Origin of the sequence: Agromyces sp. Marseille-Q5079 (assembly GCF_051016555.1) — a bacterium.
Taxonomy (GTDB): domain Bacteria; phylum Actinomycetota; class Actinomycetes; order Actinomycetales; family Microbacteriaceae; genus Agromyces.
On record NZ_JBPEJF010000007.1, the window covers coordinates 108,985 to 127,498 of the forward strand.

The 18,514-nt window shown below is 71.8% G+C and carries 17 protein-coding genes; 5 read left to right on the plus strand and 12 right to left on the minus strand.

What is annotated here, in order from left to right:
- Nucleotide 1 precedes the first annotated feature (1 nt).
- The 3 genes from ACR3IO_RS15485 to ACR3IO_RS15495 form a co-directional block, all read right to left on the minus strand.
- Nucleotides 2–1,108 carry a serine hydrolase domain-containing protein gene (locus ACR3IO_RS15485; protein ID WP_434072118.1) on the minus strand — a complete coding sequence of 369 codons (1,107 nt, stop codon included), beginning with the start codon at nt 1,106–1,108 and terminating at the stop codon, nt 2–4.
- Between the two features lie 117 nt (nt 1,109–1,225).
- Nucleotides 1,226–2,278, minus strand: a complete 1,053-nt coding sequence (locus ACR3IO_RS15490) for a serine hydrolase domain-containing protein (protein WP_434072119.1) — start codon at nt 2,276–2,278, stop codon at nt 1,226–1,228.
- A 48-nt stretch (nt 2,279–2,326) separates the two neighbouring features.
- A complete protein-coding gene (locus ACR3IO_RS15495) occupies nt 2,327–2,959 on the minus strand; it encodes a TetR family transcriptional regulator (protein ID WP_434072120.1) in 633 nt (210 codons plus the stop codon).
- A 120-nt stretch (nt 2,960–3,079) separates the two neighbouring features.
- On the opposite strand from ACR3IO_RS15495, the gene ACR3IO_RS15500 reads away from it, so the two are divergent.
- On the plus strand, nt 3,080–4,408 hold the full coding sequence (locus ACR3IO_RS15500) for an FAD-dependent monooxygenase (protein WP_434072121.1): 1,329 nt from the start codon (nt 3,080–3,082) through the stop codon (nt 4,406–4,408).
- On the opposite strand, the gene ACR3IO_RS15505 is transcribed toward ACR3IO_RS15500, so the two are convergent.
- The 3 genes from ACR3IO_RS15505 to ACR3IO_RS15515 form a co-directional block, all read right to left on the minus strand.
- Nucleotides 4,366–5,820 carry an aminobutyraldehyde dehydrogenase gene (locus tag ACR3IO_RS15505; protein ID WP_434072122.1) on the minus strand — a complete coding sequence of 485 codons (1,455 nt, stop codon included), beginning with the start codon at nt 5,818–5,820 and terminating at the stop codon, nt 4,366–4,368. The two genes, ACR3IO_RS15500 and ACR3IO_RS15505, sit on opposite strands and share 43 nt — an antisense overlap.
- 82 nt (nt 5,821–5,902) lie before the next feature.
- Nucleotides 5,903–7,321, minus strand: a complete 1,419-nt coding sequence (locus tag ACR3IO_RS15510; RefSeq protein WP_434072123.1) for an NAD(P)/FAD-dependent oxidoreductase — start codon at nt 7,319–7,321, stop codon at nt 5,903–5,905.
- The gene (locus ACR3IO_RS15515) at nt 7,318–8,652 is read right to left on the minus strand and encodes a nucleotide disphospho-sugar-binding domain-containing protein (protein WP_434072124.1); all 1,335 of its coding nucleotides are present in this window, start codon (nt 8,650–8,652) and stop codon (nt 7,318–7,320) included. Before ACR3IO_RS15515 ends, ACR3IO_RS15510 begins: the two co-directional genes overlap by 4 nt.
- A gap of 133 nt (nt 8,653–8,785) precedes the next feature.
- On the opposite strand from ACR3IO_RS15515, the gene ACR3IO_RS15520 reads away from it, so the two are divergent.
- On the plus strand, nt 8,786–9,397 hold the full coding sequence (locus ACR3IO_RS15520) for a TetR/AcrR family transcriptional regulator (RefSeq protein WP_434072125.1): 612 nt from the start codon (nt 8,786–8,788) through the stop codon (nt 9,395–9,397).
- Here the strand turns inward: ACR3IO_RS15520 and ACR3IO_RS15525 are convergent.
- The 4 genes from ACR3IO_RS15525 to ACR3IO_RS15540 are packed head-to-tail and all read right to left on the minus strand — an operon-like array spanning nt 9,376 to nt 13,387.
- Nucleotides 9,376–10,530 carry an ABC transporter ATP-binding protein gene (locus tag ACR3IO_RS15525; protein WP_434072126.1) on the minus strand — a complete coding sequence of 385 codons (1,155 nt, stop codon included), beginning with the start codon at nt 10,528–10,530 and terminating at the stop codon, nt 9,376–9,378. The two genes, ACR3IO_RS15520 and ACR3IO_RS15525, sit on opposite strands and share 22 nt — an antisense overlap.
- Nucleotides 10,527–11,396, minus strand: a complete 870-nt coding sequence (locus ACR3IO_RS15530) for an ABC transporter permease (RefSeq protein ID WP_434072127.1) — start codon at nt 11,394–11,396, stop codon at nt 10,527–10,529. Before ACR3IO_RS15530 ends, ACR3IO_RS15525 begins: the two co-directional genes overlap by 4 nt.
- Nucleotides 11,389–12,291 carry an ABC transporter permease gene (locus tag ACR3IO_RS15535; protein WP_434072128.1) on the minus strand — a complete coding sequence of 301 codons (903 nt, stop codon included), beginning with the start codon at nt 12,289–12,291 and terminating at the stop codon, nt 11,389–11,391. The genes ACR3IO_RS15530 and ACR3IO_RS15535 overlap by 8 nt, the downstream gene beginning before the upstream one ends.
- Nucleotides 12,292–12,295: 4 nt before the next feature.
- A complete protein-coding gene (locus ACR3IO_RS15540; RefSeq protein ID WP_434072129.1) occupies nt 12,296–13,387 on the minus strand; it encodes a polyamine ABC transporter substrate-binding protein in 1,092 nt (363 codons plus the stop codon).
- 118 nt (nt 13,388–13,505) lie between these two features.
- Here ACR3IO_RS15540 and ACR3IO_RS15545 point away from each other — a divergent pair, with 118 nt between their 5' ends.
- A complete protein-coding gene (locus ACR3IO_RS15545) occupies nt 13,506–14,681 on the plus strand; it encodes a hypothetical protein (RefSeq protein ID WP_434072130.1) in 1,176 nt (391 codons plus the stop codon).
- Nucleotides 14,645–15,625, plus strand: a complete 981-nt coding sequence (locus ACR3IO_RS15550) for an SIS domain-containing protein (RefSeq protein ID WP_434072131.1) — start codon at nt 14,645–14,647, stop codon at nt 15,623–15,625. Before ACR3IO_RS15545 ends, ACR3IO_RS15550 begins: the two co-directional genes overlap by 37 nt.
- A 5-nt stretch (nt 15,626–15,630) precedes the next feature.
- Here ACR3IO_RS15550 and ACR3IO_RS15555 read toward each other — a convergent pair whose 3' ends face one another.
- Together ACR3IO_RS15555 and ACR3IO_RS15560 are read right to left on the minus strand one after the other, a co-directional pair.
- Entirely contained in the window at nt 15,631–16,200 is a 570-nt protein-coding gene (locus tag ACR3IO_RS15555; protein ID WP_434072132.1) for a hypothetical protein, read from the minus strand.
- A complete protein-coding gene (locus tag ACR3IO_RS15560) occupies nt 16,197–17,180 on the minus strand; it encodes an LssY C-terminal domain-containing protein (protein ID WP_434072133.1) in 984 nt (327 codons plus the stop codon). The genes ACR3IO_RS15555 and ACR3IO_RS15560 overlap by 4 nt, the downstream gene beginning before the upstream one ends.
- A 40-nt stretch (nt 17,181–17,220) precedes the next feature.
- Here ACR3IO_RS15560 and ACR3IO_RS15565 point away from each other — a divergent pair, with 40 nt between their 5' ends.
- A complete protein-coding gene (locus tag ACR3IO_RS15565) occupies nt 17,221–18,465 on the plus strand; it encodes a cysteine desulfurase-like protein (RefSeq protein WP_434072134.1) in 1,245 nt (414 codons plus the stop codon).
- Nucleotides 18,466–18,514: the final 49 nt, after the last annotated feature.

Genomic DNA, 18,514 nt, shown 5'->3' on the forward strand with positions numbered 1-18,514 from the left:
CCTAGTCCGTGGGCGGCGCGACCGACTCGAGCAGCGTCTCGCCGACGTCGTCGACCCCGCCGTTGCCGTTCCACAGCACGACCGCCGCGGTGCCCGTGGTGCGATCGACGAGCAGGCTGCTGGAGAACCCGGCGGTCATGCCGCTGTGCGACACCACGGTTCGGCCGTCGTGGTCGGAGACCCCCCAGAAGTAGCCCATGTCGTCGACGCCCTGCTGCGCGGCACTGTCGGCGATGGGGCCGTCGATGACGCCCTGCGCGAAGCCTACGAGGTCGTCGACGGTCGCGTGGATGCCTCCGGCCGGCGCGTAGGCCGCGAGGGTCGCCGGCTCGACCGATCGCCCGTCGGCCTCGTGCCCGCCGGCGTGCGTCGCCGGCACGTCGTCGGGGTCGAGGGCCAGGATCGCGTGCTCGAGGCCCAGCGGGTCGAACAGGCGCCGCTGAAGCAGGCTCGCGTAGTCGGTGCCGGCCGCCGCAGCGAGCGCCTGGCCGGTGAGGGCGGCTCCGATGTTCGAGTACTCGAATCCCGGATCGGGCGCCAGGGCGACCGACCTCGCCTCGGCGAGCAGCTCGTCGAGGGTCTCGTCGAACGGGTCCTCGCCGGCCTCCACCGCGGTGGTCACCCGGTCGACCCACTCGGGGTCGTCGACGGGGAAGGTCGGCAGCCCCGACCGGTGCTTCGCGAGCGCGGCGAACGTGACGGATGCCGCGGGCGAGTCGCCGAGGTCGAGGTACTCGCCGATCGGGTCGTCGAGCTCGACCTCGCCGCGGTCGACCGCCTGGGCGAGCATCTCGCCGGTGAAGGCCTTCGTGATCGACCCGATCTCGAACGCGGTGGTCGCATCGGCGTCGAGGAACGCCGTGCGCACGTCGCCGTCGGCCTCGATCACGGCCACGGCCACGCGGTCGGTGTCACCCGTGAACGACGGGCGGATGAGCCTGGCGAGCGCCTCGTCGCCCGAGGCGCCGCCGGGCTGCGCAGCAGTCGCCGTCGGCGCGTCGACGGCAGCGTGAGTCGGCACTGTGCAGCCCGCGACGCCGAACGCGAGGCATCCGCCCATGGCCAGTGCGACGGGCGCGGCCCAACGGCTTCTCCTCGAGATCGACATGCCAGCAGGATACGAGCGAACCAACTCGGAATGCGCTGGTCGGAGGGAATTTCAGTGCAACCACTGAGGGCGAGGCGAGTCGTCGGCTCGCGAGCGGTGCACGCACTCCGTCCGGGCTCAGTCTCCGTGCGTGTCGGCCTCGACGAGGTACCGCAACGCGAGCGGGGAGATGTCGCGTTGCGAGTTCACGAGCACGATCGAGGCGATGCCGGCGGCGCGATCGATGAGCAGGTGGCTCCGGAACCCGTCGGTGGTCCCGGGATGCTCGGTGAACGTGCGGGGGCGCTCCTCGATGATCCACCAGAAGTAGCCGATCTGCTCGAAGCGGTTGGTGCCCGGTGCGATCGGCTCCAGGGCGACGCTGTCGCTGAGCGGCCCGTCGAGCACGGCCTCGGCCAGCGCGATGAGATCCGGGAGGGTCGTGTGCACCATCGCGGCCGGCCCGAACCCCTCGCCCCACCACGGGTCGACGGGGTCGCCTGACACGTCGTGACCCCCCGCGTGACCTTCGGGAACCTGTTCCGGCGTCTCGGCGAGCACGGCGTCGTCCATGCCGATCGGCTCGAGCACGCGCTCCTCGAGCAGGGTGCGATAGTCGGTTCCGGCTGCGGCGGCCAATGCGTGGCCGAGCAGCGCCGCACCCAGGTTGCTGTAGGCGAACTCCGGCGCCGGTGCGACGGGTTCGACCCGCGCGAAGGCGAGCAGTTCGTCGAGCGTGGCGGTGTACGGGTTGCCGCCGGACTCCGACTCGGCGGCCCAGGCGGGGTCGGTCGGCTCGAACGGCAGGCCGCTGCGGTGCGTGGCGAGCGAGCGGAGCGTGACGGATGCGGCGGGCGCGTCACCGAGCGGCAGGTAGGCGCCGAGCGGGTCGTCGAGCCCGACCTCGCCGCGCTCGATCGCGATCGCCAGGAGCTCGCCGGTCAGGACCTTCGTGATGGAGGCGATCTCGTAGAAGGTGTCCTCGTCGGCGCGTTGGTAGACGATCTCCACGTCGCCGTCGTCGATGACGGCGACCGCGGCGCGCTCGTACTCGTTGTAGAACGCGTGGTGCACGTCACGCTCGAGTGCCGTTTCGGTAGGGCTGGGGGTCGCGCCGTCCAGCTCCAGGACATCCCCGGTGACGCAGGCGGTGAGCGAGACCGCGAGGAGGCCAGCGAGGAGGGCTGCCATCCCCCGGGCGTCTCGAGCCGACACCTGCCGCGCGGGCATGACCGCATGCTACGCCGATGACCCCGCGTCCGTCAGGTCGTCCGCCGAAGGGGCGGCGCCCGCCACCTCGACCCGCGCAGCCGGCGCGAGCGCCCGGATCGCCGAGGCGAGCCGATCGCCCGTCGGCGTGCCCTCGGGGTTCAGCAGCCAGATGATCGCGATGCCCTGCACGAGCGCGAAGCTGAGCTCGGACAGGGCCCTGGCCTGCTCGTCGTCGAGCTGCGGATGCGCGGCCGTGTAGTCCTCGGCGATGCCCTCGAACGCACCGTCGACCGCGGCCTGCATCTGCTGCTGTCCGGCGGGGTTCCGCACGATGCGCAGCGTGTTCTCGAGGCTCGCGAGCAGCGCCTCGCGGTTCGCGGCGAAGATCTCGGGCATGCCGTTCCAGAGGCGCACGAACGCGTCGAGCGGCGACTCCCCCGCGCCGGCACTGATGAGGTCGCCCATGCCGTCGCCGATCGCCGTGCCGAGCGCATCGATGAGCGCCTCGGTGATGAGCTGCTCCTTCGACCCGAAGTGGTAGCCGATCGCGGCGAGGCTCACCCCGGCGGCGGCGGCGATGTCGCGCGCGGTCGCCTTGGCCACCCCCTGCTCCACGATCACCTTGCGAGCGCCGGCCAGGAGGTCCTCACGATTACCCATGCGCTCACGATAGCCGAACGTCTGAGACATATGTACTAGACATTCGTGCAACCGTTTGTTAGACATTCGTGTAAGACGTTTGTACTACTTCTGACTCCGCGCACCACGAAGGGCGAACCCATGAGCACGTCACCCCGCATCCTGATCTCCGGCGGCGGCATCGCCGGCAACGCCCTCGCCCTCCAGTTGGTGCGGGCCGGCATCCGCACCACGGTCGTCGAACGCGCGGCGGAACCTCGACCGGGCGGCCAGGCCGTCGACCTGCGAGGTGCGAGCCGCGAGGCCGCCGAGCGCATGGGCCTCATGCCCGGCATCCGCCACCACCAGCTCAACGAGCGCGGCCTGGACTACGTCGACGCCCGCGGGCGCGTCTACGGTCGCATGTCGATGGAGGACTTCGACGGCAAGGGCGCGGTCGCCGAGGTCGAGATCACGCGCGGCGACCTGAACGACGTGCTGCTCGACGCGCTCGGCGCGGCCGCGGCATCCGCACCCGGATCGAGCCCGGTCGAGGGCCTGCTCGACCTCCGATACGGCGACCACCTCACCGCCCTCGTGCAGGACGCCGACGGCGTGGACGCGACCTTCGCCTCGGGCCGCCGCGAGCGCTACGACCTCGTGGTCGGCGCCGACGGCGTGCACTCGGCGACGAGGCGACTCGCCTTCGGCCCCGAGGGGGAGTTCGTGACGAACATCGGCGGCTACGCGGCCTTCTTCACCATGCCGACACCCGCAGGCATCGAGCCCGGCTGGTTCGCGATGCGGCTCGTGCCCGGCGCGATGTTCGGGGTGCGACCCGACCGCGACCCGTCGACCTCGAAGGCCATCATCAACCTGCGCGCCGAGCCCGACCCTGCACTCCGCGGCGATCGCGCGGCGCAGCAGGCGCTCATCCGTTCGGCCGTCGAGGCCGGCGGATGGCACGCCGGCCTCATCCTCGACGCCATGGAGCGCGCCGACGACTTCTACTTCGACGAGCTCGCGCGCGTCGACATGCCGAGCCTGTCGAACGGCCGGGTCGTGCTCATCGGCGACGCCGCCACCTGCGGGTCGCCGCTCACCGGCATGGGCACGGCGATGGCGATCCTCGCCGCGTACCTGCTCGCACGGGAGATCGCGGATGCCGCGGCCGCCGCCTCGTCGTCGTCCGAAGACGGACTCGGCGACCCCGTCGCGCTGGCGGCGGCCCTCGCCCGGTTCGAGGAGCAGCTCTCGCCGCACACGGCGAGGTCACGGCAGATCCCCGGAGGCAGCGTGTCGATGATGCTTCCGCGCACGCGGATCATGTCGGCCCTCGCCCGCCTGAACGTGCGGCTCATGCTGTCGCGGCCCATGCGGCCGCTCGCGAAGAAGCTCTTCGCCGGCCCCGACGGCGACGAGCTGCCCCTGCCGGCCGAGACGCCGGCTCAGGCCGGACGGAAGCCGGTCGTCTCAGGCGGAGCGGCGTGACGGATCATGAGGTGGCGGGTGACCGAGTAGTCGAGCAGCGGCTCCATCGACATGTCCTTGCCGAAGCCCGAGCCCTTCACCCCGCCGTGCGGCGCCTCGGAGGCGATCGGCAGGTGGTCGTTCACCCACGTGACGCCCACGTCGAGCGACTGGCTGACGCGCAGGGCGCGCGAGACGTCAGAGGTCCACACCGACGAGGCGAGGCCGTAGGCGTTGTCGTTCGCCAGGGCGATACCCTCGGCCTCGCCCTCGAAGGGCAGCACCACGAGCACCGGGCCGAAGACCTCGCCCTGCACGATCTCGGACGACTGGGCGGCACCGACGAGCAGGGTCGGGGCGAAGTACGAGCCGACGCGGTCGAGGGCGTGGCCGCCGACGAGGGCCTCGGCCCCCTCCGACACGGCGCGTGAGACGAAGCCCTCGACGCGCGACCGGTGCGCGTGCGAGATGAGCGGCCCGATGTGGGTCTCGGCGTCCATCGGGTCGCCGGCCGTGATCTGCGAGATCGCGTGCCGCAGGGCGGCGACGCCGTCGTCGTAGACCGAGCGCTCGAGGTACACGCGCGTCGCGGCCGTGCAGTCCTGGCCCGTGTTGTACGTCGCGCCGAGGGCGACCGCGTGGGCCATGGCCCCCAGGTCGGCGTCCTTGAACACGATGACCGGCGCCTTGCCGCCGAGCTCGAGGTGCACGCGCTTCACGCCCTCGACCGCGCCGCGCATGACGGCCTTGCCGGTCTGGGTGGAGCCCGTGACGCTGACCATGTCCACCTCGCGGTGCGTCACGAGGGCCTGGCCGACCTCCGCGTCGCCGGTCACGACGTTGAACAGCCCGGCGGGCAGGCCGGACTGGAGCGCGAGCTCGGCGAAGCGCAGCGTGGTGCGCGGGGTCGCGGGCGCGGGCTTCACGATCACCGCGTTGCCCGCGGCGAGCGCGGGGCCGGCCTTCCAGATCGCCATGATGAGCGGGAAGTTCCACGGCGTGATGCCCGCGACGACCCCGACCGGGCGCCGCGTGAGGATCGACGTGTAGCCGTTCGAGAAGGAGCCGGCTCCCGTGCCGTCGAGCGAACGCGCAGCACCCGCGAAGAAGCGCAGGTTGTCGATGCCGAACGGCAGTTCGCCGTCGTAGGCGGTGGTCCACGGCTTGCCGGAGTCCTCGACCTCGAGGCGGGCGAGGTTCTCGGCATCGGCCTCGAGGGCGTCGGCGAGCTTCAGCAGGGCGAGCGAGCGCTCCCCCGGCGTCTTCGCGGCCCACTCGGGCTGGGCCGCACGCGCTGCGGCGGCGGCCTCGTCGACGTCGGCGACGCCGGATGCCGTGAACGCCGCCACCTCCTGCTCGGTCGCCGGGTTCGTGATGACGGTGTCGCCGCCCGTGCCGGCGCGGTAGTCGCCGATGAAGGTTCCGGTGGTCATGAGGTGGTCCTTTCAGGTGACGGGCCCGGTGGCGGATGCCGCGTCGCGGTCGTGCGGTCGGGGCGGCGGGCGCCGCCCGGGGCTAGGAGTTGAAGCCGAGGCCGAAGCGGTCGAGGGTGCGCAGCCACAGGTTGCGGCGGCCCTGATCGGCGTCGGCGGCGAGGATCGAGTGCCGCGTGAACTGGATGATCGGGTTGCGGAACGGCTCGGGCGGAATCGGGAAGGGCCGCTTGCGCACGATGTCGTAGCGCAGCCGCGAGGTCGGCTCGCCCGCGAGCAGGTCGAGCGCGACATCCGCCGAGAATCGGGAGGCGCCGACGCCGAGGCCGGTGTGCCCGACCGCGTAGGCGACCCGCCCGCCGAGCGCGGTGCCGTAGGCCGCGGTGAACCGCGTGGTCGAGTCGATCGGCCCCGCCCACCGGTTCGCGAACCGCAGCCCGGCGAGCTGCGGGAAGGTCTCGAAGAAGTGCCGGGCGAGCAGTTCGTGCGAGCTGTCGCGCTGCTCGAGGCTCGCATCGACCTTGCCGCCGAAGTAGTACACGGCGTCCCAGCCGCCGAACAGGATGCGCCCGTCGGCCGTGGGCCGGTAGTAGTGGAACTGGTTGCCCGCGTCGGTCAGGCCCTGGCCGTCGGCCCATCCGATGGATGCGCGCTGCGCCTCGCTGAGCGGCTCGGTCATGAGCACGTGGTCGTAGAGCGGCATGATGTAGTTGCCCAGCCGCTTCAGGGGCGCCGGGTACGCGGCCGTCGCGATGACGACGTCGCGGGCGTCGACGCCGCCGTGCTCGGTCGACACGCGAAGGCCCGCGCCGCGTCGCGCGAGGCCCGTGGCGGCGGATGCCTCGAAGATGCGCACCCCGCGGCGCTCGAGCTCGGCGGCCATGCCCCACGCGAGCTTCGCGGGGTCGACGAGCACGGTGCCGGTGCGGTCGCGGAGTCCGCCGAGGTAGGTGGGCGAGTGCACGTCGGCCCGCACCTCGTCTCGCGAGAGCAGTTCGAGCGGCACCCCGTACTTCTCGCCGAGCGCCTGCGCGTCGCGGAGGCCGTCGACCTGCCACGGCTCGATGGCGAGCGTCGTCTTGCCGGCCCGGCGCAGGTCGCAGTCGATGCCCGCGCCCTCGATGGCCGAGACGAGGTCGGCGAGGTTGCGGTCGCCCTCCTTTTGCAGCGCCGCGACCTGCGTCGGCCAGATCGCCTCGCCGTGCGTCAGGCCGTGCGTGAGCGAGGCCGCGACGAAGCCGCCGTTGCGGCCGGTCGCCCCGTGCGCGATGTGCTCGGCCTCGAGCAGCACGACCGAGCGGGACGGGTCGCGCTCGGTCGCCTGCCACGCCGCCCAGAGTCCGGTGAATCCGCCGCCGATGACGACGAGGTCGACCTCGATGGTTCCGTCGAGGCTCGCGCGGGCGCCCGGCGCCTCGACGCGATCGGTCCAGTACGCCGTGGGCGCGGCGCCGCGCAGGGCCTCGACCGCGGCATCCGCCACCGTGGTGTCGTGGCTCACACGGTCTCCCTGGAGCGCACGCGCTCGATGAGGTCGGCCGCCGCGGAGACGCCGTCGCGCGAGCGGATGTCGGCGCCGACGGCGGCGATGCGCTCGCGCAGGCCGGTGTCGGCAAGCAGCCCGGCCACGGCCTGCTGCAGTTCGGGCGCGGTGAACCCGTACGTGGCCAGGCGGAGACCGTACCCCTGCTCGTGCACGCGCTGGGCGTTGTCGTACTGGTCCCAGAACAGCGGCAGCAGGATCATCGGCTTGCCGAAGTGCAGCGCCTCGGTCGTGGTGTTGTTGCCGCCGTGCGTGATGACGAGGTCGACGAGCGGGAGGATCTTGGTTTGCGGGAGGAACTCGGCGCCCCACATGTTGTCGGCGAGCTCGAACTCGTCGTGCAGCGGCCCCTTCGAGACGATGACGTTCACGGGCTGGTCGGCGAGCGCGGCGATGACGCGCTGCATGAGCTCGACGTCGGCGGATCCGAGGGAACCGAGGCTGAAGTAGATCAGGGGCCGTGAGCCGTCGGTGAACGACGCGGGCAGGTCGGCGGGCGCCTGCTCGGTCTCGCGCACCGAGGAGTCGAGGCGGTGCCAGGTCTCGTCGAGCGGCCGCTCGTCGACGTAGTCGAGCACCTCGGGGTAGACGTAGAGGTTCTCGTCGCCGCGGTGGATGAACTCGAGGTCGGGCAGCGCGGGGGCGCCCTGCTCCTGCACCCATGCGTTGTAGGACTCCCAGAGCGGGCGGTGGGTGCGCTCGTACTCGGCGCGGAACGCGGCCCACGCGGCGCGGTCGTCCTTGGCGAGCCCGGAGAACACCGGGGCGACCTCGTCGCCCGGGACCTCGAGCGGGTTGCAGCTCGTGATGCGCACGAACGGCACGCCGGCCGTGACGAGGGCGGGGAACGCGATGACGTTGTCCTCGATGATCACGTCGGGGGCGACGCGCTCGATGATCGCCTTCAGCTGGGGCTCGCAGTACTTCGCCCCGGTGGCGAGCTCCTCCCAGATCGGCAGGGTGACGGTCTCGAGTTGCTCGGCCGTGGTCTTGCGGAACTCGGGCGAGACGGCCTTGATGTACTCCTTCCAGAACGCTCCGGCGTCCTGCTCCTCGTCGCCTCCGCCGTCGCCGCCGGCCTCGCCCTCGTCGGGCTCGGGCGCGGGCGCGAGGTCGACGAGGTCCTCCTCGAATCCGAGCGCCTCGAGCTTGCCCTGCCAGGACCGCTCGGCCGCGAACACGACGCGGTGGCCGCGCTTCAGCAGTTCGTTGCCGATGCCGATGCAGTTGTTCGTGGGGCCGTAGGCGCTCTCGGGCATGAAGAGGAAGGTTGGGCGTTCCTCGGTCATGTTGGCTCCGTTCGTCTGAGTTTTTTGAATACTGCTATAGCGAATTTGATCGGTCAAGACTTATGCGATAACTCGCTTCAAAGCCCTAAGATTGAGCGAAGTTGCAGACAATCTGTCCGCCGAGAGGAGCCGCATGGCCAGGCCGAAGCGTCAAGAGGAGCGTCGCAGCCAGCTGGTCGCGGCGGCCCAGCGTGCGATCGCCGCGCACGGCCCCGAGGGGGCGCGACTGAACCGGGTGGCCGAAGAGGCCGGCCTCACGTCGGGCGCGGTGCTCTACTACTACCCCGATGTCGACGAGCTGATGTTCGAGGCCAACCGGGCCGGCATGGAGCGCTTCTACGAGGGGCGCGTGCGCATGCTCGAGCAGCTCGACGACGACCCCGTGACGCGCCTGCTCGCCCTCGCGAGGTCGGGCCTGCCGAGCGGCCCCGGCGACACCGAGGTGCGCCTGCTCTGCGAGCTCGGCGGTTCGGCCGGCCGCAACCCGCTCATGGCCTCGCTCCTGACGACGCTCTACGACCGCCAGGTCGGCATGTACCAGGTCGTGCTCGAGCAGGGCGCCGCGCGCGGCCTGTTCACCCTCGCCCAGCCGTCGCTCGTGACGGCCCGCAACCTCGTCGCCCTCGAGGACGCCTACGGCTACCGCATCATCGCGGGGCACCCGACGATCGACCACGAGGGAGCCTTCCAACTCATCGTGGCCTACGCGCGGCTCGCCACGGGTCACGCGCTGACCCCCTCCTGAGACTGGTCGGCGGCCTGCCCGGCCGTCGGCCCGGCAGAGGCTGCGGATGCCGCGGGCGCGCCGCCCTCGTCGACGGATGCCGCGGGCGCATCCGCCCCGACCACCGCGACGCGACCGAAGCGCAGGCCGACCGCGTCGCCACGGCCCAGCCGGCTCGCGCCGTGCACGGTCGCGAGGATCGGCGCCGCGATGCCCGGGACCTCGACGGAGATCGTCGAGGCGCCGCCCAGGAAGTACGTGTCGATGATCGTGCCGCGCAGCCGTGCCGCGGTCGCGGCATCCGTCAGCTCCACGTCTTCAGGTCGCACGACGGCAGTCGCTGGCGTGCCCGCGGCGAGCGCGTGCGACACGTCGAGCGAGCCGACGCCGGGCACGTCGAGCCCGGTCGCGGTGGCGATGCCGTCGAGCAGGTTGGCCGAGCCGATGAACGAGGCCACGAACCGCGACGCCGGATTCGCGTAGAGCTCCTGCGGGGTCGCGAGCTGCTCGAGCCGGCCGTCGCGGAGCACCGCGATGCGGTCGGCCATCGACATGGCCTCCTCCTGGTCGTGCGTCACGACCACGAAGGTGAGGCCGACCTCGTGCTGCAGGCGCTTCAGCTCGAGCTGCATCGACGCGCGCACCTGGCGGTCGAGCGCCGAGAGCGGCTCGTCGAGCAGCAGCAGGCGCGGGCGCTTCACGATCGCGCGGGCGAGGGCGACCCGCTGGCGCTGGCCGCCGGAGAGCTGCGACGGCCGGCGCTTCGCGAGCTGCCCCAGGCCGACCACCTCGACCACCTCGTCGACTCGTCGCCGGATCTCGGCTCGGCCGAGCCCCTCGGCCTCGAGCCCGTACGAGATGTTCTTCTCGATGCTCATGTGCGGGAAGAGCGCATAGCTCTGGAACATCATGTTGACGGGGCGCTTGTGCGGCGGCATCCGGAGCAGGTCCTGGCCGTCGACCTCGATGCGCCCCGCGGCGGGCGTCTCGAAGCCCGCGATCGAGCGCAGCAGGGTGGTCTTGCCGCAGCCCGACGGACCGAGCAGGGCGAAGAACTCGTTGTCGCCGATGTCGAGCGACACGTCGTGCAGGGCGACGGTGTCGCCGTAGACGGCGCGAACGCCCTCGACCCGGAGCAGTGGGGCAGTGGTCATTTCGAGGATCCAGTCAGTCGGGTCAGTCTCTGCGCCGCGATCACGGTCACGACGCTCACGAACAGGAGCAGGGTGGCGAGGGCGTTCACCTCGGGCGTCACGCCGAACCGCACCATCGAGTAGATGACGATCGGCAGCGTGGGCTGGGTGGGCGCCGTCGTGAAGAAGGCGATGACGAACTCGTCGAGCGAGAGCGTGAAGGCGAGCAGGGCGCCGGCCACGATGCCGGGTGCGAGCTGCGGGAGCGTGACCCGGAGGAACGTGCGGGTCGGACTCGCCCCCAGGTCGCGGGAGGCCTCCTCGAGGCTCGGGTCGAGGCTCGCCATGCGGGCGAGCACGATCGCGGTCACGAACGCCGTCGCGAAGACCGAGTGCGCCAGGATCACCGAGTGCAGCCCGAGCGTGATGCCGAGCAGCGAGAAGAACGTCAGCAGGCCGATGCCGAGCAGCAGGTCGGGCAGGATCGCCGGGGCGATCGCGAACGCCCGCACGAACCCGCCGCGCGTGTAGTGGGCGATGCCGTACGCGAGCAGCGTGCCGAGCACGGTCGCGATCGCCGTCGCACCGGTCGCGACGATGAGCGTGTTGCCGAGGCCCTGCATGAGCTTCTCGTCGGCGAAGACCTCGGGGTACCAGCGCAGCGAGAAGCCGCGCCAGATGAAGAGGTTCTCGGAGTCGTTGAAGCTCATGATCACGACGACGAGGATCGGCAGGTAGAGGAAGACGTACCCGAGCCAGAGGGGCACGAGGATGCCGCGGGGCCGGCGCACCGGCCGCGGGCGGATCGACGGCTCGAGCTCGCGCATCGCGGTCGTGCTCGGGTTCGCCGCGGCATCCGGATTCGCGACGACGGCGGGGTCAGCCACGGCGGGGTCCTTCCGTGATGCGGCGCGAGACCGCGGACTGCAGCACGATCACGACGACGAGGATGATCGTGAGGAGCAGCGCGAGCGTCGCCCCGAAGGGCCAGTCGCGCGCCTCGAAGAACTGGTCGCGCACGAGGTTGCCGACCATGATCGTCTTGCCGCCGCCGATGAGCTCGGGGATCACGAAGTTCGACATCGCGGGCACGAACACGAAGACGCAGCCGGTGAGCGCGCCGGGCACCGAGAGCGGCAGGGTCACCGTGCGGAAGGCCCGCCACGGCGTCGCACCGAGGTTCGTCGCCGCCTCGCGGAGCGACGGGTCGAGCTGCTGCAGCGAGGCGTAGAGCGGCAGCACCATGAGGGGCAGGTACATGTACAGCAGGCCGACGATGATGGCCTGCGGCGTGTAGAGCATGCTGATCGGATCGTCGATGACGCCGATGCCCTGGAGGAACTGGTTCACCCAGCCGGCGTTGTTCAGCAGCAGGATCCACGCGTAGGTGCGGATGAGGAAGTTCGTCCAGAACGGCAGCACGACGGCGACGAGCGCGACCGTGCGCCACTTGGGCGACAGGCCCGCGATGGCGTACGCCATCGGGTAGCCGAGCAGCAGGGCGAGCAGCGTGACCACGAGCGCCATGCCGATCGACTGGGCGATGACGCCGAGGTAGAGCGGCTCGAACAGCTTGACCCAGTTGTCGAGCGTGAACTCGAACACGAGGCCGCCGAAGCGGCCGCGCTTGAAGAACGTGTAGAACGCGAGCAGCCCCACCGGGATCGCCATGAAGACGATGAGGAAGGCCATCCCCGGGGCGAGGAACGGAACGGGGGCCAACCCCCGTCGCGCGCGGCTCGCGCGCACGACGGGGGTCGTCGGGTGGGACGTCGAGGTCACGGCGTCAGTTGGTGGCCAGGACTTCGGCGTTCAGGTCGACGTACTTCAGCGAGTCCTCGCCGAGGTCGACGATGACCTCCTGGTCGAAGAGCTCGTCGACCGTGATGCCGAGCGTCGGGTAGGACTCGATGAGCGACGGGTCGAGCGCCTCCATCGCCTTCTGGTTCGGCACCTTGTAGAGGATGTTCTCGGCGACCCAGGTCTGCACCTCGGGGTCGAGGATGTAGTTGATGAAGGCCATGGCGGCCTCCTTGTTCTCCGACGACTCGAGCACGGTCATGGTGTCGACCCAGAGGTCGGAGCCCTCTTCGGGCACCACGAACTTGATCGTGGGGTCCTCGGCGATGCCGTAGTTGCACCACCCGTCCCACGCCTCGACCAGGGCTGCCTCGCCCGAGACGAGCTTGGAGTAGAAGGTCGTGTCGTCGTACGCGAGCAGCGTCGGCTTGGTCTCGAGCAGCTGCGCCTTCGCCTCGTCGAGCTCGGCGTCGTCGGTCGTGTTGAGCGAGTACCCCTCGGCCTTCAGCGCGGGCATCGCGAGCCAGCGGTCGGTCGAGAGCATCGTGGTCTTGCCCTCGAGCTCGGGCTTCGGGGTGAGCAGGTCGTTCCACGACGTGGGGTCGTAGCCCGTGAGGTCCGGGCGGTAGCAGAGGCCCGTCGTGCCCCAGGCGTAGGGCTCGGAATAGACGTTGCCCTCGTCGTAGTCGAGCTCGAGCGCCTCGGGGTAGAGGTTCTCCTCGTTCGGGATGAGCGACTTGTCGAGCTTCGCGAGCAGGCCCTGCTCGCCGAGCGCCTGGGCGTACTGGCCGGACACGAACGCGACGTCGATGCCGGAGTCGGCGCTCGCGGTGAGCTTGGCGACGATGTCCTCGTTCGTGGTGTGGTTCACGATCGTCGTCTTGACGCCGGTCGCCTCCTCGAACTGCTCGGCGAGGTCCTCGGGGTAGTAGTCCGACCAGATCGAGACGGTGAGCGTCTGCTCGGAGATGTCGGCGGACGGATCGACCTCTCCGCCGCCGGTGGAGCAGGATGTTGCGGCGAGTGCGACGGCGATGGTGCCGGCCGCGACGGCGACGATGCGTCGTGTGGTGGGCATGCTGTTCCTCCTGGGGCGTCGAAAGGTTGAGCGATTGTTGCACCGGCACTGAAGAAACCGCAATGGATGTGCGGACATACTGGCGAGGAGTTTGCACAATAGTTACAATCCGAATTCAATGAACTCATTCGACGGCTCCCATCCGGTCGTCGGCGGACGACGCGTGTCCGTCGCCGACGACGGTCGCGTGCTCGTCGACGGCGCCCGGCCCGCGGCCGGCGACGGGGTCGCCCGCGCCATCGCCGCCCTCGTGGTCGGCGACCTGCCGGCCGACGCCCCCGAGCGCGCCATCGCCGTCGACCAGACCAACACGTCCGTGATCGTCGACGAACGCCTCGTCGTGAAGATCGTGGGCCGCTGGGCCGCGGCCGACCGCGCCGGGCTCCTGCTCGAGCGGCTGGCCGCGGGCGGCTCCCACGACGTGGCGCGGCTGCACGGGCGCGTGGGCTGGCGGCATCCGCAGCTCGGCGACTCGACGCTCGCGATCGTCACCGAGTACCTCCCCGGCGCCGAGGATGGCTGGACCTGGGCGGTCGACGACGTGGTCGCCGCCGTCGCGGGCGCACCCGACCCCGCCTGGCCGGCCGAGCTCGGCACCAAGGTGGCGCGCATGCACGACGTGCTCGGCGACGCCGCCTCGAGTGCGGGTGCGGATGCCGCGACGGCACGCCTCGCCCGAGCCGACGACGCCCTGACCCGGGCGATCGCGACGACCGACGGACCCACCGGCGTGCGACTGCGCAACCGCCGCGAGGCACTGGCGCGTGACATCCGCTCGCTCCCGAAGACACGGCCGGGCCTCGAGTTCCCGATCCACGGCGACCTGCACCTCGGGCAGGTGCTCGCCTCCCCCGACGCTGCGGCCCCGGACGGCCGCCGCTACACGATCATCGACTTCGACGGCGACCCCCAGCTCGACGCGGCCGACCGGGAGCGAGCGGATGCCGCGGCCCGCGACGTGGCGCACCTGCTCGTCTCGCTCGACCTCGTCGCCGCCGTGGCGCAGAAGCGCCTGGGCCGGGCCGACCCCGCGGCGTTCGCGTGGGCGGACCGCGCGCGTGCCGCCCTGCTCGACGCGTACCTCGCCGCGCTCGCGCGGGCCGAGCTCTTCGACCCGCACCTACTGCCGGGCTTCGAGGCCGAGCAGCTCGCCGCCGAACTGCACTACGCGGCCGGGTTCCTCCCGGGGTGGCGCTACGCCCCCGACGCGGCGATCGCGCACCGCTACGCTTCGACGAACGAGACCCCGGAGGACCCGTGGACACCGCCGCCTTTCGAGCCGACCTCGACCTGATCCCCACGACGCTCGAGCGAATCGCCGACGCGCTCGAGCAGGGCCTTCCCGGGCTCGAGCGCCTGCCGATGCTCGGCGCCGCGCGCGTGCTCGTGCTCGGCATGGGCTCGAGCCGCTACGCCGCCGACGTCGTCGCGCGCCGCTACCGCAGCGTCGGCGCGAACGTCGTGGTCGAGCTCGCGAGCGCCGAGCTGCTGCCTCCCGCAGCGCCCGACCTCGCGGTCGTCGCCGTCTCGGCCACGGGCGGCAGCGTCGAGGTGCTGCGCGCCGTCGGGCGCTACCGCGGCACCGGGCGGCTCATCGCCGTGACGAACCGACCCGATTCCGAACTCGGTCGCCTCGCCGACGTCGTCGTGCCGCTGCTCGCGGGCGTCGAGGCATCCGGCGTCGCATGTCGCACGTTCCGCGCGACGTTCGCGGTGCTCGACGCCGTGCTCGAGGAACTGCTCGGCACGGCGCCGGCGGCGCGGTTCGACGCGAGGGCCGTGCGGGCGGCCGCCGCGGCGAACGCCGAGCTGCTCGCGACATCCGGCGAATGGATGCCGCCCCTCGCCGACCTGCTCGCGGGCCCGATGGGCACCTGGGCGCTCGCGCCCGCCGAACGCGCGTCGAGCGCCCAGCAGTCGGCGCTCATGCTGCGCGAGGTGCCGCGGCGCAGCGCCTTCGCGTCGGAGACCGGCGACTGGTCGCACGTCGACGTCTACCTTACGAAGACGCAGGACTACCGCGCCCTCGTCTTCGGCGGCTCGGCATGGGACGCCCAGGCGCTCGACTGGATGGCGCAGCGCGGGTCCCGCTTCGCGTCGATCGGACGCGACCTGCCGGGCGCCGAGCGCACCGTGCGGTTCGCGGGCGACGACGACGACTCGATCGCCGCGCTCACCGAGCTGCTGGTCGCCGAGCTCGTCGCCGACCACTGGCTGCGCGAGCCGCCAGTCGGGTAGCGAAGCTACTCGACCGGCGCGGGACGGCGGCGCCGCGCCGCGCGCTTCGGCCTGGGGCGCCGCGCGTACGCCCGCGCCGCGCGGCTCGACAGGGCGAGCATGACGAGGATGTCGAGCGAGAGCGTGAGCAGCGTCGTGCGCACCGTGATCTCCTCGCCGCCGGCGAAGTAGTCGATCGCCGCCGCCGTGATGCTGAACGTGGTGAACGTCATCACGAGCAGGCGCGCGACGTTGCTGCCGCGGTACACCGCGAAGCCGAAGAGTGCGACGACGAGCAGTCCGAGGCTGCCCACCACGAGGATCAGCACGAGCACGAACGTGAACGCCTGGTCCTCCGCACTGCCCGCGGGGTAGTCGAGCCCCAGTTCCTCGCCGATCACCTGCCGCCATGAGACCGCGAGCGCGGTCAGCCAGATGACGCCCGCGAGCACGCGGAGCATCACGAGCACCGCGCCGAGCGAGGTCGCCACCGGGCGGCGCATCGTCGGGGGCGCCGTCGGCTCGCGCCGGGCGAGCACGGCCGGCGACTCGAACGCCGAGCGCTTGCGCGGGACGGACTCCGGCTCCCCGGTCATGTCGCCTCCCCCGGGTCCGCCGACGTCGCGCCCGCGGGCTCGACGGCCGAGGCGTCGGGGCCGGCGGCGACCGCGGCGTCGGGGCGGGCCACGGCGCCAGGCGCCCCCGGGGTCGCCGGGATCGCGGCATCCGGAACCGCATCGAGCTCGAGCACCGGGAGGTCGCCGTCGGTCGTGATCGAGTCGCCGCCGCCGTTGCGGGAGTGGTAGCCGGTCGAGAAGTCGCGCAGCACGTCGACGCGCGCCGCGGGATTGGCCGCGAGCACGGTCGCGACGATGTGGTCGCGCTCGACGTCGGTGTCGGCGTCGATCTTGTGCGTGATCTGCAGGGTGAAGAGCGAGAAGCCGACCGCGCGGTCGAAGGTGCCGGCGGCCAGCCAGTCGACGCGGCGTCCGCCGGGCAGGAGCCAGCCGTCGGGCGTGCGCCAGAACCGCACGTGATGGCGCCTCGCGGGGTTGCCCTCGACCTCCTGCTGGTAGGCCGAGTCCTGCTGCCGGCCGAAGAGGAAGAGCGGGCTCACGGGCGCCTCGTCGTAACTGCGGCGGGTGATCGTCGAGGTGATGATGCGCCGGCTGGTCGCGAGGGTGATGTCGTCGGCGCGCGTCCACCCGGCCCGCAGCATGGCGGCGTGCAGCGCCTCCTCGGACCCGTCGATCGCGAGGTTCACGGGGTCGCCGAGCAGGCCGTCGCTCGTGCGAGCCCGCCCCATGAAGTAGTCGGGCACGTAGATCGTGGTGAGGATGCGGTGCAGTCGCGGCAGCACGAGGTAGGCGAGCAGCAGCCAGAAGGCGAGGAAGAACGCGATGCCCCACCAGCCGAACGTGAACGACTCGGTGAACACCAGCCATGCGAGCCAGACCGCGGCGAGGCCGGCGTACACGAAGAAGAACCCGTCGAGCAGCGCGTTGACGGAGAACCGACGCGGACGCGGCGCCGGTTCGCTCCCCGCTCCGGATGTCTCGGAGCCCTCCCCGCTCATGAGTGCATCGTAGCGGCGGCCTTCGCCGTAGGCTCACGGCATGGGCTACGACGTCGCGCGCATCCGTTCCGGTTTCCCGTCGCTCGCGAGCGGCTGGGCGCACTTCGACGGACCGGGCGGCACGCAGACGCCCCGAGCGGTCGGCGACGCCATCGCGGCCGTGCTCACGGGTCCGCTCTCGAACCGGGGCTCGACGGGCGAATCCGAACGGAATGCCGAGGCCGCGGTGCACGGGTTCCGCACGGCGATGGGCGAGCTCCTGAACGTGCATCCACGCGGCATCGTGCACGGCCGCAGCGCGACGCAGCTGGCATACGACTTCTCCCGGCACCTCGCCAAGGACTGGGGCCCGGGCGACGAGGTCATCGTCACGCGCCTCGATCACGACTCCAACATCCGCCCCTGGGTGCAGGCGGCCGAACGGGTCGGGGCGACCGTGCGCTGGGCCGACTTCGACCCCGATACGGGCGAGCTGCCGGTCGAGGCCGTGGCCGGGCTGCTCACCGAGCGCACCCGGCTCGTCGCGGTCACCGCGGCGTCGAACCTCATCGGCACGATTCCGGATGTCGCGGCCATCGCCTCCGCCGCGCACGATGCCGGCGCGCTCGTCTACGCCGACGGCGTGCACGCCACGGCCCACGAGCTGCCCGATCTCGCGTCGCTGGGGGCGGACTTCTTCTCGTGCTCGCCGTACAAGTTCCTCGGCCCGCACTGCGGGGTCCTCGCCGCACGACCCGACCTGCTCGAGTCGATCTCGCCCGACAAGCTGCTCGCGTCGACGAACGCGGTGCCAGAGCGCTTCGAGTTCGGCACGCTGCCGTACGAGCAGCTCGCCGGGGTGACGGCCGCGGTCGAGGTGCTCGCCGCGTTCGTCGCGCCGTCGAGCACGGGCATCGCGTCGATCGACGCCCTGCACGCGGATGCCGCGGGCTCGCGCCGTGCGCGGCTCGTGGCCTCCTATCGGGCCCTGCATGCGCACGAACGACGCCTGCTCGCGCGCCTCGAGGGCGGCCTCGCCGACCTGCCGGGCGTCACCGTGCACTCGCGGGCGGCACGCCGCACCCCGACCCTGCTGCTGACGTTCGCCGGGCGCGCGGCATCCGACGTCACGGCGAGGCTCGCCGAGGAGCGGGTGCTCGCGCCGAGCAGCCACTTCTACGCGCTCGAGGCGTCGCGCCGGCTCGGGCTCGGCGACGAGGGCGGCCTGCGGGTCGGGCTCGCGCCGTACACCGACGACGACGACGTCGAGCGGCTGCTCGCCGGCCTGGCCGCGGCCCTCGCCTGACGCGACCGACGAGACCTGTGAGTTCCGGACCTCATCCGCGCGACCGGCC